This is a genomic window from Paenibacillus naphthalenovorans (assembly GCF_001465255.1).
Taxonomy (GTDB): Bacteria; Bacillota; Bacilli; order Paenibacillales; family NBRC-103111; genus Paenibacillus_G; species Paenibacillus_G naphthalenovorans.
The window spans coordinates 1,365,348-1,378,180 of record NZ_CP013652.1 but is presented as its reverse complement, the minus strand read 5'-3'; the positions used below and the strand labels follow the sequence as shown (position 1 = coordinate 1,378,180).

Annotated in this window: 16 protein-coding genes and 1 riboswitch; of the genes, 3 read left to right on the top strand and 13 right to left on the bottom strand. The window is 50.4% G+C overall.

The genetic code is table 11. The features are described from left to right. Nucleotides 1-83: 83 nt before the first annotated feature. From IJ22_RS06670 to IJ22_RS06630, 9 genes are all read right to left on the bottom strand, one after another. Entirely contained in the window at nucleotides 84-716 is a 633-nt protein-coding gene (locus tag IJ22_RS06670) for an HD-GYP domain-containing protein (RefSeq protein ID WP_235594271.1), read from the bottom strand. Between the two features lie 46 nt (nucleotides 717-762). Further along, a complete protein-coding gene (locus IJ22_RS27145; RefSeq protein ID WP_054818135.1) occupies nucleotides 763-948 on the bottom strand; it encodes an aspartyl-phosphate phosphatase Spo0E family protein in 186 nt (61 codons plus the stop codon). Nucleotides 949-1,055: 107 nt separating this feature from the next. After that, nucleotides 1,056-1,144, bottom strand: a riboswitch (cyclic di-GMP riboswitch). A gap of 303 nt (nucleotides 1,145-1,447) precedes the next feature. After that, on the bottom strand, nucleotides 1,448-2,059 hold the full coding sequence (locus IJ22_RS06660) for an ABC transporter ATP-binding protein (RefSeq protein WP_062408070.1): 612 nt from the start codon (nucleotides 2,057-2,059) through the stop codon (nucleotides 1,448-1,450). After that, complete coding sequence (locus IJ22_RS06655; protein WP_062408068.1) at nucleotides 2,049-2,978, bottom strand: ABC transporter ATP-binding protein; 930 nt, start codon at nucleotides 2,976-2,978, stop codon at nucleotides 2,049-2,051. The genes IJ22_RS06660 and IJ22_RS06655 overlap by 11 nt, the downstream gene beginning before the upstream one ends. 45 nt (nucleotides 2,979-3,023) lie before the next feature. Then, nucleotides 3,024-3,890, bottom strand: a complete 867-nt coding sequence (locus IJ22_RS06650) for an ABC transporter permease (RefSeq protein ID WP_062408066.1) — start codon at nucleotides 3,888-3,890, stop codon at nucleotides 3,024-3,026. Beyond that, a complete protein-coding gene (locus IJ22_RS06645; RefSeq protein ID WP_418007114.1) occupies nucleotides 3,887-4,873 on the bottom strand; it encodes an ABC transporter permease in 987 nt (328 codons plus the stop codon). The genes IJ22_RS06650 and IJ22_RS06645 overlap by 4 nt, the downstream gene beginning before the upstream one ends. Nucleotides 4,874-4,899: 26 nt before the next feature. Then, nucleotides 4,900-6,441, bottom strand: a complete 1,542-nt coding sequence (locus IJ22_RS06640) for an ABC transporter substrate-binding protein (protein ID WP_235594333.1) — start codon at nucleotides 6,439-6,441, stop codon at nucleotides 4,900-4,902. Between the two features lie 279 nt (nucleotides 6,442-6,720). Further along, nucleotides 6,721-6,972: a DUF1294 domain-containing protein gene (locus IJ22_RS06635; RefSeq protein WP_062410884.1), complete on the bottom strand. Its 252-nt coding sequence runs from the start codon at nucleotides 6,970-6,972 to the stop codon at nucleotides 6,721-6,723. 254 nt (nucleotides 6,973-7,226) lie between these two features. Next, complete coding sequence (locus IJ22_RS06630; RefSeq protein WP_062408060.1) at nucleotides 7,227-8,264, bottom strand: YihY/virulence factor BrkB family protein; 1,038 nt, start codon at nucleotides 8,262-8,264, stop codon at nucleotides 7,227-7,229. 333 nt (nucleotides 8,265-8,597) lie between these two features. On the opposite strand from IJ22_RS06630, the gene IJ22_RS06625 reads away from it, so the two are divergent. Beyond that, the gene (locus IJ22_RS06625; RefSeq protein WP_062408058.1) at nucleotides 8,598-8,777 is read left to right on the top strand and encodes a glycerol-3-phosphate acyltransferase; all 180 of its coding nucleotides are present in this window, start codon (nucleotides 8,598-8,600) and stop codon (nucleotides 8,775-8,777) included. 30 nt (nucleotides 8,778-8,807) lie between these two features. Continuing rightward, nucleotides 8,808-9,122 carry a pyridoxal-phosphate-dependent aminotransferase family protein gene (locus tag IJ22_RS25980; RefSeq protein ID WP_145862501.1) on the top strand — a complete coding sequence of 105 codons (315 nt, stop codon included), beginning with the start codon at nucleotides 8,808-8,810 and terminating at the stop codon, nucleotides 9,120-9,122. Between the two features lie 259 nt (nucleotides 9,123-9,381). On the opposite strand, the gene IJ22_RS06615 is transcribed toward IJ22_RS25980, so the two are convergent. Next, entirely contained in the window at nucleotides 9,382-9,903 is a 522-nt protein-coding gene (locus IJ22_RS06615) for a DUF2179 domain-containing protein (RefSeq protein ID WP_054818130.1), read from the bottom strand. 246 nt (nucleotides 9,904-10,149) lie between these two features. Between IJ22_RS06615 and IJ22_RS06610 the strand changes: the two genes are divergently transcribed. Further along, complete coding sequence (locus IJ22_RS06610) at nucleotides 10,150-10,449, top strand: DUF3817 domain-containing protein (protein WP_054818129.1); 300 nt, start codon at nucleotides 10,150-10,152, stop codon at nucleotides 10,447-10,449. A 33-nt stretch (nucleotides 10,450-10,482) separates the two neighbouring features. Here IJ22_RS06610 and IJ22_RS06605 read toward each other — a convergent pair whose 3' ends face one another. From IJ22_RS06605 to IJ22_RS06595, 3 genes are all read right to left on the bottom strand, one after another. Then, nucleotides 10,483-10,767, bottom strand: coding sequence for an HPr family phosphocarrier protein (locus tag IJ22_RS06605; RefSeq protein WP_235594270.1), 285 nt, complete (start codon nucleotides 10,765-10,767; stop codon nucleotides 10,483-10,485). A gap of 87 nt (nucleotides 10,768-10,854) precedes the next feature. Continuing rightward, entirely contained in the window at nucleotides 10,855-11,583 is a 729-nt protein-coding gene (locus tag IJ22_RS06600; RefSeq protein ID WP_062408054.1) for a hypothetical protein, read from the bottom strand. Then, on the bottom strand, nucleotides 11,567-12,832 hold the full coding sequence (locus tag IJ22_RS06595) for a M48 family metallopeptidase (RefSeq protein ID WP_062408053.1): 1,266 nt from the start codon (nucleotides 12,830-12,832) through the stop codon (nucleotides 11,567-11,569). Before IJ22_RS06595 ends, IJ22_RS06600 begins: the two co-directional genes overlap by 17 nt. Nucleotide 12,833 lies beyond the last annotated feature (1 nt).

Below are 12,833 nucleotides of genomic sequence, written 5' to 3'. Positions count from 1 at the left end.
CCTATCAAAAAACAATAATTTGTAACATTTTCAGCTGTCAAAAGCCAAAATAAGCCACCGGCGGTGACCTACTCATCTCATCGTCATACGATTCCCGAATGATATATAGCTCTCGTATGATAGGCGAACGAATGTACGGAGTCTCTTTGAATATGTTCCAATATCATATCCTGGATGGTGAGAAACACCTGAACATAATGACCGTCAAATTGCGAATAACTCTGGTTCAGCAGTTCTTCGCGAGCGTGCTGTATGGACATCCCTTTTTTATAGGGGCGATCCGATATCATACAGTCGAAAGCATCCAATATCGAACAAATGCGGGCATATACAGGAATGTCGTTTCCCTTCAAGCCGCTGGGGTAGCCTGTACCGTCCCAACGCTCATGATGATAATGAATGGTATCGATGACATCCTGATCGGTAATTCCTTCCATGATGGCCATCTGAACTCCGAAAAAAGCATGACACTTCATATATTTCCACTCTTCCTGTGTGAGCGAGGATTTCTTTTTCAAAATGGAGTCATGGATGTGTACCTTGCCAATATCGTGTAAACAGCATCCTGCAATCAATTTTTGGGTTTGCAATTCATCAAAGTTCAGATAGGCCGCCATCAGCTTGGCCATTTTTCCAACCCTTATACTATGCTCATAGGTCACTATATCTTTGACCAGCAATTGTGTTAGTCCGTTTACCGCCTGTTCACCGTTCACTGACATCACCCTTTCCGTAAAATACCTCTCATTGTCCTTATTTCATTCATGTCAATCGCTTGATATACTCTTGGTATCTGATCACCGCACAATCCAATTCCTTGCTTAATGCTTTAACTTCCGGATCGGATAAACAAAGCTTGATGTTGAATATGCCATGCATTTTGAATCGAATTCTCTCAATTTCTTCCGATAAATGTTTCAATCGCTTTTCATTAAAAACACCGTACATGGCCTCTCACCATCCTCACAGGCTATAACATCCTCTTTTTAACGAAGCCATCTTTTTCGATTACAATAAAAAAGAAAACCCTCCGAATGAAGGGTTTTCTTCCTCATTCCGGCGGCTGGCTGGCATGGTGTGTTTCCACACGTTAGCCCCTTTAGCTTTGCGACACCACTTTTCAATGGCTGTGCCTTGATCGGACTATCATTGTTTGTACATTGTTACAATTTGGTGCAAAAGAAATATGTATATTGGCAAAACTATCGACATGGATAGTGTTAATTTATGGTGTTTCGACATCTTTTCTTTTATTCTAACACATTTTCCACAATTTGACTATCATTTTTACGAGTCTTTAGTACTATATTTTAGAATATCATCTAGGTCTTTTTACATTAAAAAACACCAGTACGAAACTAAATTCGCAGCTGGTGTGTTTTGCATGCCGATTTCCAGTCCCCTGCCGGTTCGGAAGTTTTATATTTCTCGGCTTGTTGTCAACCCCCTAAAGCGTCCTTGAAGAGCCCCATTTCATTACCCGGGTGCAAACCCGTCCGATCAAATGCTTATCATGACTGATCACAAGCATTCCCATACCGCGCTTTTCGGCCGCCTCTAGCACCGCATGCCAGATTTGGGCCTGGGTTATGGCATCGAGCATCGTGGTAATCTCGTCGGCAATCAAAAAACGGGTGTTAGGACCAAGGGCCCTGGCGATACAGAATCGTTGGAGCTCGCCGCCGGACAACTCGCCGGGCCGCCGGTTTAGCCATTCCTCCTCAATGCCTAAAGAGGCAAGAAGCTGTTCATCGGGGTCCCAGCTCTCCTTCAGTACGGACCGCATGAGCCATCGCGGGTTGACCGCTTTTTCCGGATGCTGAAATATCAGCTGAACCGGAAGAAAGCCTTTGGAAGGCAGAGGAGCGCCATTCAACAGAACGCTTCCCTCCTTGGGCTTCTCATAGCCAGCCAGCACGCGGGCTAAAGTGGACTTGCCGCAACCGCTTGGCCCGACCAGCCCTACCACTTCACCGGGCTTGATCATGATGTCCATCCCCCTGAATATCCAGGAACCTTTTTCGTAATGAAAACCCAGATTTCGCCCTTCAAGAAGCATGGATGCACCTCACCGATCCGCCGCGCAGCCATCGCATCTCGGGCAGAGAGTTCATGCATTCGTTCGTAGCCATCGGACAGCGCGGAGCAAACCTGCAGCCTTCAGGGAGCGCACCCGGATGCGGCTGAAAGCCCGGGATCGGATCAAAACCGTTTTGCGGGAGCGCTCTCCACAATGCCTTGCTGTAAGGGTGCCGAAGCTTTTCCCCGCTGCCGGCGAAATCATCCGGACGGGCCGTCTCTACGGTCGTGCCGGCATAAATGATGGCTACTTTATGAGCGATCTGCAGGGCTGCTTCGATATCGTGAGTGATGAACAACACACCGCATCCCTGATCAGCCAGCTCTTTGAAGAAGCCAAGCGTCTCCTTGACAACGCCGGCGTCGAGACCGGGAGTCGGTTCATCGGCAATGACAAGCTTTGCACCGCTCACGCTTGCCGTGGAGACAAGAATCCGCCTGGCCATTCCGCCTGACAGTTGAAAAGGAAACATGCGTTCCACTTCAGCCCCCAGTCCATACCGTTCAAAAATCTCCCGCTGTTTCTTGACCGCTTCTTTAGCGTCTCCGCGGTTCGTCCGAACCTGCTCTCCTACGCGCATCAACGGATTTAGATAATTGACCGATTGCGGGACAAGAGCAATCTCGCGCCCCCTTAAAGCAGCTTGTCTGGCTGTCGTAAGCTCTTCTCCATCATAACGAATGGAGCCGGAGGTCTCCGCACTGTCCGGGAGAATCCCCAGGATCGCATGGGCCAACAGGCTCTTGCCTGCACCGCTTGACCCGACTAACGCAACGATCTCTCCGGCATGGACGGTAACATTCAGCTCCTGTACCACGTTCAGCTTTTTTTGCTGAAAACCGCGGGTATACTGCAGGAAGGAGATGCTTAAATGATTCACTTCCAAAAGAACGGACATTTCCGCACAAAACCTCCCTTACGTATGACTCATGACCCCAAAAAACTACTCATTCGACCTGTGCGTTTCCAGGAGCAGCCGCAGATTTTCACCTGCCGTATCGAAGGCCCGTACAATGATCAGCAAACAAAGGCCCGGAAAAAACGCCAGCCACCATAAGCCGGTCGATAAATATCGCATAGACTCGGACAGGATGATACCGATGGCCGGCTGATGAGGAGACAATCCCATGCCCAAGAACGAAATCGCCGCCTCATGCAGGATCGCATGCGGAAAAATAAGCAGCAGGCCCACCAACAGCTGAGGGATCAAATGAGGCGTCATATGTCTAACGGCTACCCACCAGCGGGACTTCCCGAATCGCCGCGAAATCTGAACAAACTCGGACGAACGCAGCTGCAGCACTTCGGCACGGATAATACGCGCCAGACTCGGCCAATGGGTCAGGGCAATCCCGATGACAACCCCTCTGACTCCGCCGCCCAGAACAAAGCTGATCAAAATAAGCGTGACCAGATGAGGCACACTCAAAAACAAATCGATCAACCAGCCGATGATGCGATCAACCGTTTTCCCCATCGTTGCGGCGAGCAGCCCCAGAACGGCGGCAATGCTTACACTCGCAACCGCAGCCATCATTCCGACTTGTATGCTCAGGGTCAATCCTTTTAAGGTGCGTGTAAACATATCCCTTCCCAGCCAGTCCGTGCCGAAAGGATGAGCAAGAGACGGAACCCGATTGCGCAGTTCCAGATGGGTCGATAAGCTTACGTCACCCAGCCAATGCCCAGTGAACCATGTTCCTGCTATGAGAACAGCCGCAGACACAGCCAGGAACAAAGCCCTCTGTCTTGGATTGCATTTGGATGCAGAACGGAGGATGCGGCGTTCGGGGGCGATATTCCTCTTCATACGGAACGCCCCTCCCTGATCCTGGGATCTATCGCGCGATAGATCAGATCTGCAACTGTATTTCCCGTAAAGACGAACACCGCGCTGAACAGGACGATGCCAAGCAGAAGCGGGACATCGCCCCGAAGGCCCGCTTCCACCGTGGCCTGACCCAAACCCGGGTACGAAAACACCTGCTCCGCCAGCACGGCTCCGCCAAACAGCTCGCTAAAGCCTGCAAACTGTAAGGTCACTGCCGGCAGCGCCACTGCGCGCAAACCGTGTCTCCAAAACAGCCGAAATCCGCGCTCTCCGCGGGCTCTGGCAAACAAAATATAATCGCTTGCGAGCACATCCAGCAGCTTCTGCCTCGTATGCAGCGCGATGGGGGCGATGCCGATGACGCTTAACGTCAGTGCGGGCAATGTCATATGAAGCAATCTATCCCCCCATGTGACGTTCTCGGCGAGTACCCCGACCGGAACACCCAGGCCGATCGGAAACCAGCCCAGCCACACGGCAAAGAAAATCAGCAGCACCAGACCCAGCCAGAAGGCGGGAGTGGAAGCCAACGTATAACAGTACCATTTGATCAGCTTGTCCAGCCATGTATCTTTATTCATCGCAGCGATTACACCCGCAGTAAAACCAATGAGTCCCGATAAAACCCACGAGACTCCCATTAGCGCAAAGGATGCGGCAAACCGTTCGGCGATCACTTCCCCAACCGGAAGGCGGTACATCATGGAGATTCCCAAATCCCCCTGCAGCACGGCGGCTCCCCAATGAAAAAAGCGCTCCAACAAAGGCTTGTCCAACCCCCAATATTGGGCAATTTGTTCCCGCTGCTCCGGACTTACCCGCATCATATCGGCTCCGACGTAGGCTTGAATCGGATCGATCGGAGAGTAGCTTACGAGCAGAAAGGAAATAAAGCTGATGGCCACCAGGAGAAAGACAAGCCGTATGCTCTTCATCCATATAAATGTAATCATGCTTCGCATCATGGGGTAATGACTCCGTTCTCCCTCTATTTCAGCCATTTCCACTCTTCGATGTTGTCCGTCACCGGCCATCCGTGACCATGAGGGTGTATTTTCTGCTTTCCGATATCGAGTCCGTCCTTGACCAAATACAGATGATCGATATTCACAAGCCATGCCCAAGGCGCATCGCCCAAGGCGCTTACACCGGTGGTACCATCCCACTGCGCTTTTTTCCAGAACTCCATGGCCGCTTCCTCACTGGTCGCCTTCAGCGCTTGCTCCATATATTGATCGACGACCGGATTACTGTAATAGCCGGCGTTGTAATATTCGATACCGCGATATTTCGTGCTGAACAGATTGTACATCTCGAGCGGGTCGTGGCTTCCCCAGCCGAACAACACGGCACTGGAGTGCATCATCGTTTTGATATCGTCCCAGCTCTTGCCTTCGACCTTGATGTTAATGCCTATCGCCTTGATATGATCCGCTGCCGCAATCGCAAGAGACTGGCGCGTCACATCGCTGGCCGGATAGATGAGCGGGAATTCCGCTTTCAAGCCGCCCTTCTCTACAATGCCGTCGCCGTCGGAGTCCTTCCAGCCGGCATTCGCCAACAGACTTTTGGCTCCTTCCAGATCAGCGTCCGGGAAGACCGTTTTCGGGTTTGACCAAGGAAGACCGTCGTTGACCGTGTATGCCGGGGTTCCATACCCCTCCAGCACGCCCTTTACAAGGGCATTGCGGTCGATCGCCATATTTATCGCTTTGCGAATGGCGATATCGGCCGTTACATCGTTACCGATCGGATGACCGTCTTTTGTTTTGCCGCCGGAAGGGACAACAGGAAATACAATCCCTCTGTTATCGACGGTGCGTACGGCTTCAAGGCGCATTCCTTCCACCGTCTGCTTGCTGAATGCAGCGGGGATGTACGAAATGTCCACCTTACCGGCCTTGGCTGCGGCAAAAGCAGCATCCTCATTCAGAAACAAAAACGTCAGCTTCTTAAAGAAAGGCTTGGTCCCGTAATATTCCGGATTCGCCTCCACAATCAACTGCTGTCCTTTATCCCACTGCACGAGCCGATAAGGCCCCGATCCGACCGGGTTGGACGCATAATTCGGGCCGTGCGCATGCTTCGGAACGATCCCTGTCGTAACCAGCAAATAGATGAAGGTCGACTGCGCTTCTTTCAAAGTAAACTGCACGGTATATTCGTCGATGGCTTTTACGCTTTGCATATTCGTCAGATCAATGACCGAGCCGCTCTTTGCAGCGGTCTCAAATGTATACTGCACGTCCTGCGCAGTTAACGGCTTGCCGTCGGAAAACTTTGCATCGTTGCGAAGCTTCACCGTCCATACCTTCCCGTCTCCGCTAATTTCGTAGCCGGTCGCGAGGTCATTGACGATGCGCAGTTCATGATCCCGCTTCAGCAGTGTGCTTTGGAAAAGCGGCGACCCGTAACGTCCCCAGCCGGCAGTCGGGTCAAAGCCTGTATCCGGTTCGGAACCGACAGCCAGTATAAGTTCTTCATTGTTCGTTTCCGAACGCTGCTCCGTTTCCTTCGAACAGCCTGCCATAAGGCTGATCAGAAAACATGCCGCAATGAATACCAGGGTCATGCGAAAGAATTGCCTCTTCACTTTTTTCCACTCCGAATCTTTTTATATTTGATCGTGTCACGAATAATTAATAGTGTAACACAGACGTTTCTTTCCGTCACTAGCCGCAGCATAAAAAAACACTGCCCGAAACCAGTTCAGACAGTGTTTTTCGATGAAATTAACAACGGGAAGCAAAACATAGTCCATTCTTGCCTCCATAGACATCCTCCAACATCGATAGGACTCGGAGCCGCATCAGGCTGAGCCGAAATAAAAAGCGATCGCCGCGTTAAAGACAACAAGCAGCGGAATTCCGTATACAAAAGAAACATGCTTTGTCTTATGTCTCCATTTTCGCATACCGAACCACATGCCTAAAGCTCCTCCGGCCGCAGCAATAAGAAAAAGCGTATGCTCGGCTATTCTCCGGCTGCCTTTTTTCGCCTGAGATTTATCGTATCCCATGATGAAAAATGCGACAAAATTGATTGTAATCCAATAGATCATCCATAATTCCACCGCGGCTCCCCCTGTACGGTTTGATGGTTGATTTCCGCTGCCCAAATCCAGAAACGTCTTGGCTCATAGAAAGACGATATCCGCTCCGATGCATTCTGTCAAGTCTGCTTAGCGAGTAAAGGCGTCGCCGATCCATGCAAAAAAACCGCCCTCAGGCGGTTCCCGTACGCTTGTTTAGCTGCCATTGCGGTGCTGTTTGGTCGACAGCTCTTTTTCCGGCTGTTGAAAACTATGGGTATGCTTCATTTGTGCCGATTTTTCTTGCCGAAAGGCAAGGGCAGAGCGAACGCAAATGTTTTGCAGCTTGGCCTCCGTTTTCCTTCCTTGTGACAATGCAGCACGGCATTCATCTCGCCCCCCAGCACGATAATCATGCTTGACAAATAAAGCCACATGAGCAGCACAATGATGCCTCCGATGCTTCCGTATGTTTTGGTGTAGCTGCCGAAGTTGTTCACATAAAACGAAAACAACAATGATGTAACCACCCAGCCCAAGGTCGCGAAAACGGCCCCGGGCAGCACTTCCCTGAAAGTCAGCCGCAAATTCGGCGTATAGCGGTACAAGAGCGCGAACACAATTACCATAACAACCAAAGGAATGGCAAACTGGCCGATTCTCCAAAAGGTCTCGAAGCTGCCGGGCATAAGCGAGAAGCTGTATAGCGCCTCTCCGATCAGTCGGCCGAAAACCAGCATGATGAACGTAAATAATATCCCCATCGCCAAAATAACGGTGAACAGTACGGAAATACCGCGAACCTTCCAGTAAGGTCTGTTCTCCTCTTCATCGTAAGCCTTGTTCAAAGCCTTGATGACCGCATTGACTCCGTTGGACGCTGACCATAAAGCGGCCGCTAAACCGAGAGAAAGCAGAGAACCGCTGTTCGAGCCATCCATTTCTTGAAGCACGCTCTGAATCAACTGGATGGACGTGTCCGGCATGATCTGAGCCAGGCTCCTGATCCCGTCCCGAGTGTGAAGATCGGTAAAGCTGAGAACCGCAATAACGAAGATAAGGAAAGGAAAAAAGGACAGTATCAAGTAATAAGTCAGCTGCGCACCCATGGCGGGAACATCATCGTCTTGGAACCGGCAGTAAAGGTTTAGCAGAAAGCTTGTCCAGCGAAGCCGCGGTTTTGTGGATCTCCCCATACCGGGAGTTTTGCCGGAGCCGCCATAAGAAGCTTGTCCTCCTAAGTCCCGCTCCACTTTAGCCGGCATCTCTCCTTCCCCCTTCCCGATATACACATGCAGTACTTCACCTCGGAGTCCGGTCATGAAACAAATTCCAAGGTTTGAAAGCTTCATGTATTCCTCGCGCAGTCATTTCTTAACTTCATCACCAGATTACTTATTCACTACGGTCATAACACCATTATATTCCTCGTTTACATAACCGATGCCTACCTTCGCCATTCAAAGCTCATCGCAGACACGAAACGGATAAGCCGACAAATCCCGCAATCCCCGTTTCATGTAAAGAAGCGAACTGATGACCAAGTACTAGATCAAAATAGTACTTTTTGCACGAAGCTTCAGGCCTTAATATAAAAATGATCCTAGCTAGGGTTAGGCTCAAGAATACGGCGGTTGCTTGGGAGTATGGTTGAGATGCAATGGATGGAAGCAAGTATGCTGGTCTTAAATTATTTGCTGGGAGGCTTTTTTGCAGGGTATTGGATCGTCCGCTTAAAGGACGGGAGAGATTTACGTACGCTGGGCAGCGGCAATGCGGGAGCACGCAATGCCGGAAGAAGCCTTATCGGGGCAGTTCGCTTTTATATGGTTTAATACGTTTCTTGGACCGTTATTTGAGCCGTCATGAGTATGATATGGGCATCATTTCGGGTACAACCCGGGAGCTCAAGCTTTATCGTCATCTGCCGCTGGGATCTGGATTTTGATGTCATTCCATCCCCCTATGGAGAGCCCTTGGATTACGAGCGTTTGGAGGAAACCGCGAACTCTGGAGGGTACGGATGGATGTGGGCGGTTCATGGGGAGACTTCCACCGGAGTCTTGAACGATCTGGATCGATTGAAACAAATTAGCAGCAGACACGGGCTTCTTCTGGCGCTGGATTGCGTCATCTCGTTCGGAGCCGTTCCTTTTCAACTTGTACGACCAAGGCTTTGAACTGCAGTACGAGAGCGATTATTTGCTTAAACGCAATTGGCTTCAGATCGCTGCGCTCGGAGCACTGAAGGACAAAGATATCCGGCGAATGCTGGAGTGCTTGAATTATTGCATGAAACGACCTGCCGCACGGGATTTTAGTCTTCTTCATACTCCTTGGTAAATGACAACATCATAAGATCAATATGAGGAACGCAGCAACAGCATAAAAGAGCCGCAGAACAAATAAAGGGTCTATTGCTCTTCTAGTGTGAAGCGGTTAGCGCTTCAGAATTTTGGTCCAGAACCCGCCGCGGAACGTCCGAGGTTCATACGAAATCACGAAGGCCTTGGGCGCGATATTTTCAATGAGCTTCATCAGATTTTTTTCTTGATTCCGTTTGGCAAGCACCTGCATGACCAACCGGGGGCCGTCCCGGCCCTCCGCCAACCAGCTCGTCACGCCAAAGCCTTTCTCACGCAGCTGGAGCGGAAGCAAGTTTGCTTCATGATCGACTACAATCTGCAGAGTCGTATACCCAAGCGCCAGCCATTCCTCTATTTTAATGCCGAGCCATACGCCTGCACCCCAGCCAAGACAATACGCGGCCAGATTAATTGGTTCATCAATATTTTTCAGTACAATATTTAATGCCATTAAATAGATGAACACTTCAGCCATGCTGATCAAAGCGGCCAACAATCGCCTTGCTTTCATTACGAGAATGATACGGATCGTAAATAGAGATACATACACCACGTTCATAACCACGATGGTACTCACGATTTCGAGCCCGTTCATGCGGCAAGCCTCCTTTTCTATCGCCCGATGTTTGGAAATGATGGAGTTCTCGTCCGGTACAGACCCTTACCCATTGTGAATCAAAAAAGCGGAATTTTCAACCTCTTTCACAAGCTATATTTTCCCTGTCTCCATGATGAAACGAACCGACAAATTGAACATATTCCGAACAAATAAATTCAGCCATAGATCTGCCGCAAAATTGGTATATAATGAAAGTATTGTATTATAAGGAGGTGTGCATTTATGACATGGAGAACGCCTTTAGGGCGTCTTCGTCTCGCCGCTTTGTACGAAGGGATATCTTATCTTGTGCTCCTCTTGATCGCCATGCCGCTCAAATATTTTGCCGATTTTCCTATGGCCGTCAGGATCGTAGGAGCGCTGCACGGGCTGCTCTTCATTCTATTCCTTATCGCGGTTGCGCAGGTGATGTTCGTGCATCGTTGGTCGATTATGCGGGGAATCGGCGCTTTGATCGCATCGCTCGTTCCGTTCGGCACGTTTGTGCTTGATGTGCAGTTAAAACGCGATCAGCGGCAATAACCTCAAAAACCCCGATCCCGCGGGTTCATGAAATTAGCCTTGTTCGCGCGGTGCATCTTGTTTCTCCAATAAGAGAATGAGATGCTCCAACGCTTCAAGTTCGTCTTTTCCTCTCGTTTGAACCGTCAGCTTCGTACCTCGCCGAATGGGAAGCAGCATCATCCCCAATAAACTTTTGGCATCCAATTGAAGATTCAGGTTTTCATACTTGAACATGACATCCGAACTAAATAGGCTGGCTTGATGCGATATCCACTGCAGCTCCTGCGCTTCCATATCTCTGCGTACGGTGATTTCACACACTCTCATATGCTGCATCAGTCCTCTCCTATGAATAAATTTACTATATCATAAGTTATACGGTAAGCGTTTGCAAGGCTATTTTTCGGGTCGGGGACCCTGTAATTAAAGCATGGCGGCTGCATTCATTCTCTCCTTCAGCCAGCGTTGGATGCAATCCGTCATTATCTCCAGATTGGACACGCCTTCCCCAGAGACAAAAGGATCATGGCGCCTGAAATAATCGGCATGGCCTCCGATTAAAGAAAGCTGAACACGGCTTGCCGGCGCGTACTTTTCCGGATTCCAGCGCCACCATCTTCCCGCCGCTTTTTCCCATCCTCCCCAACTGCCCATACGGGTCACGGGATCCGTCCTGCGGCCATCCCCGCCGAATCTGATATAGAGCGTGTCCCGTTGATCTTCAGGATGCACAGCACACTTAGGCGAACCGATTTGAATAATGAAGTGCCTGAGATCATCTTTTTCAGCATGATTCTGCAGCAAAAGGCGGGACGCATGCGCTGCTGCCACTCCGCCCCCGCTATGACCGATGAACACGCGAATTCCGCGAAATGCCGCATGGCCTCTGCTAACCTCTTGCGCTGCCCGGCGACCTCCGACAGAACGTGCAAACTGTTTAGGGCCAAGCGCCGTATCATGGGTAATCTCGAGCATTTGGGCAGCCGCTTTGCGGCTCCAATCCCCGTACGGGAATAAAAGCTGCGAGGTCGCGGACAAGCCCGCTTTTATCATCCGTCTGCTTAGCTCATACCGGAAGTCTTCCATAAAATCCGGTGACGTGGCCATTCCGCACATCAAGTATAGCTGCAGCTCCTTATTTTCTTTCTTCATGAATCCGAACACCTGCAATGCGTTCCATCAAGCTTGGATGGGTGGACCGGAACAGCTTCACCAGCAGCGGCGGATTCATTTCACTAAGAGAAGCTGCGGCAAGCTTCTGGTACATTGTCACCGCTCCTTCCGTACTGCCGATTAAACGAATCGCATACTCGTCAGCCGACCGCTCCGCCTGTCTGGATATGAAATTGGCCGCAGGACTGAAGGCAAAGGAAAGCAGGGAAATAATGAGCAGCAGTACCGGAAGGGCGGCAGCATCACCCGCTTTTCGAATGCCCCATCGAGAGCCCCACCGCTGAATCATCGCCTTATAGAGCATGCTGCCAATCCAAAGCAGGAAAAATGAGGAGGCAACGGAACCCAAAGCACTCCACTCCAAATGGTGCATCGCATAATGACCCATCTCATGAGCCATGATCAGCAGAATCTCATTCTCGTCCAGCCTCTGCAGCGTCGTATCCCAAAGCACAATCCGCAGGCTGGAGCCGATCCCGTTGACATAAGCGTTCAGCGCATTCGTCTTCTCCGACACCTTCACTTCATACACCCTGTGCGCCGGAATATCCGCTTTATCCGCCAAAGCTAAAATTTTCTGCTCGAGCTGCGGGTTGGAAAGCCGGTTAAACTCGTTGTAGAGCGGATCAATAACCACGGGCTGTATATACATCAGAAAGAGAATGAACGGCACGGACAGCAGCCACAGCTTCAGCCACCAGCGTCCTCCGCGGCGAATAAAGAAGAATGCGACGGAAGAGACAAGCGCCAGCATCACATAATGGATCGAGAATGAAACCGCATTGTCCCGGATCCAGCTCCAGACTGCTTGGGTCGATACGCCGTAGTAACGGGCCAGGGCGTATCCGGCCAATCGAAGCGGCAGCAGAGCGGCAAAAGAAACAATGCTCAGCCAAAGCACGAATACAGGAAACCGGACATAACCCGGCATGGCTGTGTTCGCCAGCTTCTCCTGCCATCGCGCGGCAGTACCGGTGAACAACAGCACGAGATAAATCGCCCATTCCCAAGGATAACCGATAAAAAAGAGCCAATTGCGCAGTACGGAATAAACCTCGCTTTGCTGCAGCTGAGTTTCCGTCAAAAATGTGGCGGGATCTGCGGCGGTTCCTTTAAGGGCATCCGGGATCTGATCGCCTGAAGTCAGCCACAAATAGATGCCAATCAAAATGGCATACAGAGCGAATAACCCGAAATATATAGTTAAAAACCTGGATTTAAACGCCATG

Coding starts and splice junctions, on each gene's coding strand:
- IJ22_RS27145 (WP_054818135.1), bottom strand. CDS start 948: ATGTACGGTGTTTTTAATGAAAAGCGATTGAAACATTTATCGGAAGAA.
- IJ22_RS06660 (WP_062408070.1), bottom strand. CDS start 2,059: ATGCTTCTTGAAGGGCGAAATCTGGGTTTTCATTACGAAAAAGGTTCC.
- IJ22_RS06655 (WP_062408068.1), bottom strand. CDS start 2,978: ATGTCCGTTCTTTTGGAAGTGAATCATTTAAGCATCTCCTTCCTGCAG.
- IJ22_RS06650 (WP_062408066.1), bottom strand. CDS start 3,890: ATGAAGAGGAATATCGCCCCCGAACGCCGCATCCTCCGTTCTGCATCC.
- IJ22_RS06645 (WP_418007114.1), bottom strand. CDS start 4,873: ATGCGAAGCATGATTACATTTATATGGATGAAGAGCATACGGCTTGTC.
- IJ22_RS06640 (WP_235594333.1), bottom strand. CDS start 6,441: ATGGCAGGCTGTTCGAAGGAAACGGAGCAGCGTTCGGAAACGAACAAT.
- IJ22_RS06635 (WP_062410884.1), bottom strand. CDS start 6,972: ATGATCTATTGGATTACAATCAATTTTGTCGCATTTTTCATCATGGGA.
- IJ22_RS06630 (WP_062408060.1), bottom strand. CDS start 8,264: ATGACCGGACTCCGAGGTGAAGTACTGCATGTGTATATCGGGAAGGGG.
- IJ22_RS06625 (WP_062408058.1), top strand. CDS start 8,598: ATGCAATGGATGGAAGCAAGTATGCTGGTCTTAAATTATTTGCTGGGA.
- IJ22_RS25980 (WP_145862501.1), top strand. CDS start 8,808: ATGAGTATGATATGGGCATCATTTCGGGTACAACCCGGGAGCTCAAGC.
- IJ22_RS06615 (WP_054818130.1), bottom strand. CDS start 9,903: ATGAACGGGCTCGAAATCGTGAGTACCATCGTGGTTATGAACGTGGTG.
- IJ22_RS06610 (WP_054818129.1), top strand. CDS start 10,150: ATGACATGGAGAACGCCTTTAGGGCGTCTTCGTCTCGCCGCTTTGTAC.
- IJ22_RS06605 (WP_235594270.1), bottom strand. CDS start 10,767: ATGCAGCATATGAGAGTGTGTGAAATCACCGTACGCAGAGATATGGAA.
- IJ22_RS06600 (WP_062408054.1), bottom strand. CDS start 11,583: ATGAAGAAAGAAAATAAGGAGCTGCAGCTATACTTGATGTGCGGAATG.
- IJ22_RS06595 (WP_062408053.1), bottom strand. CDS start 12,832: ATGGCGTTTAAATCCAGGTTTTTAACTATATATTTCGGGTTATTCGCT.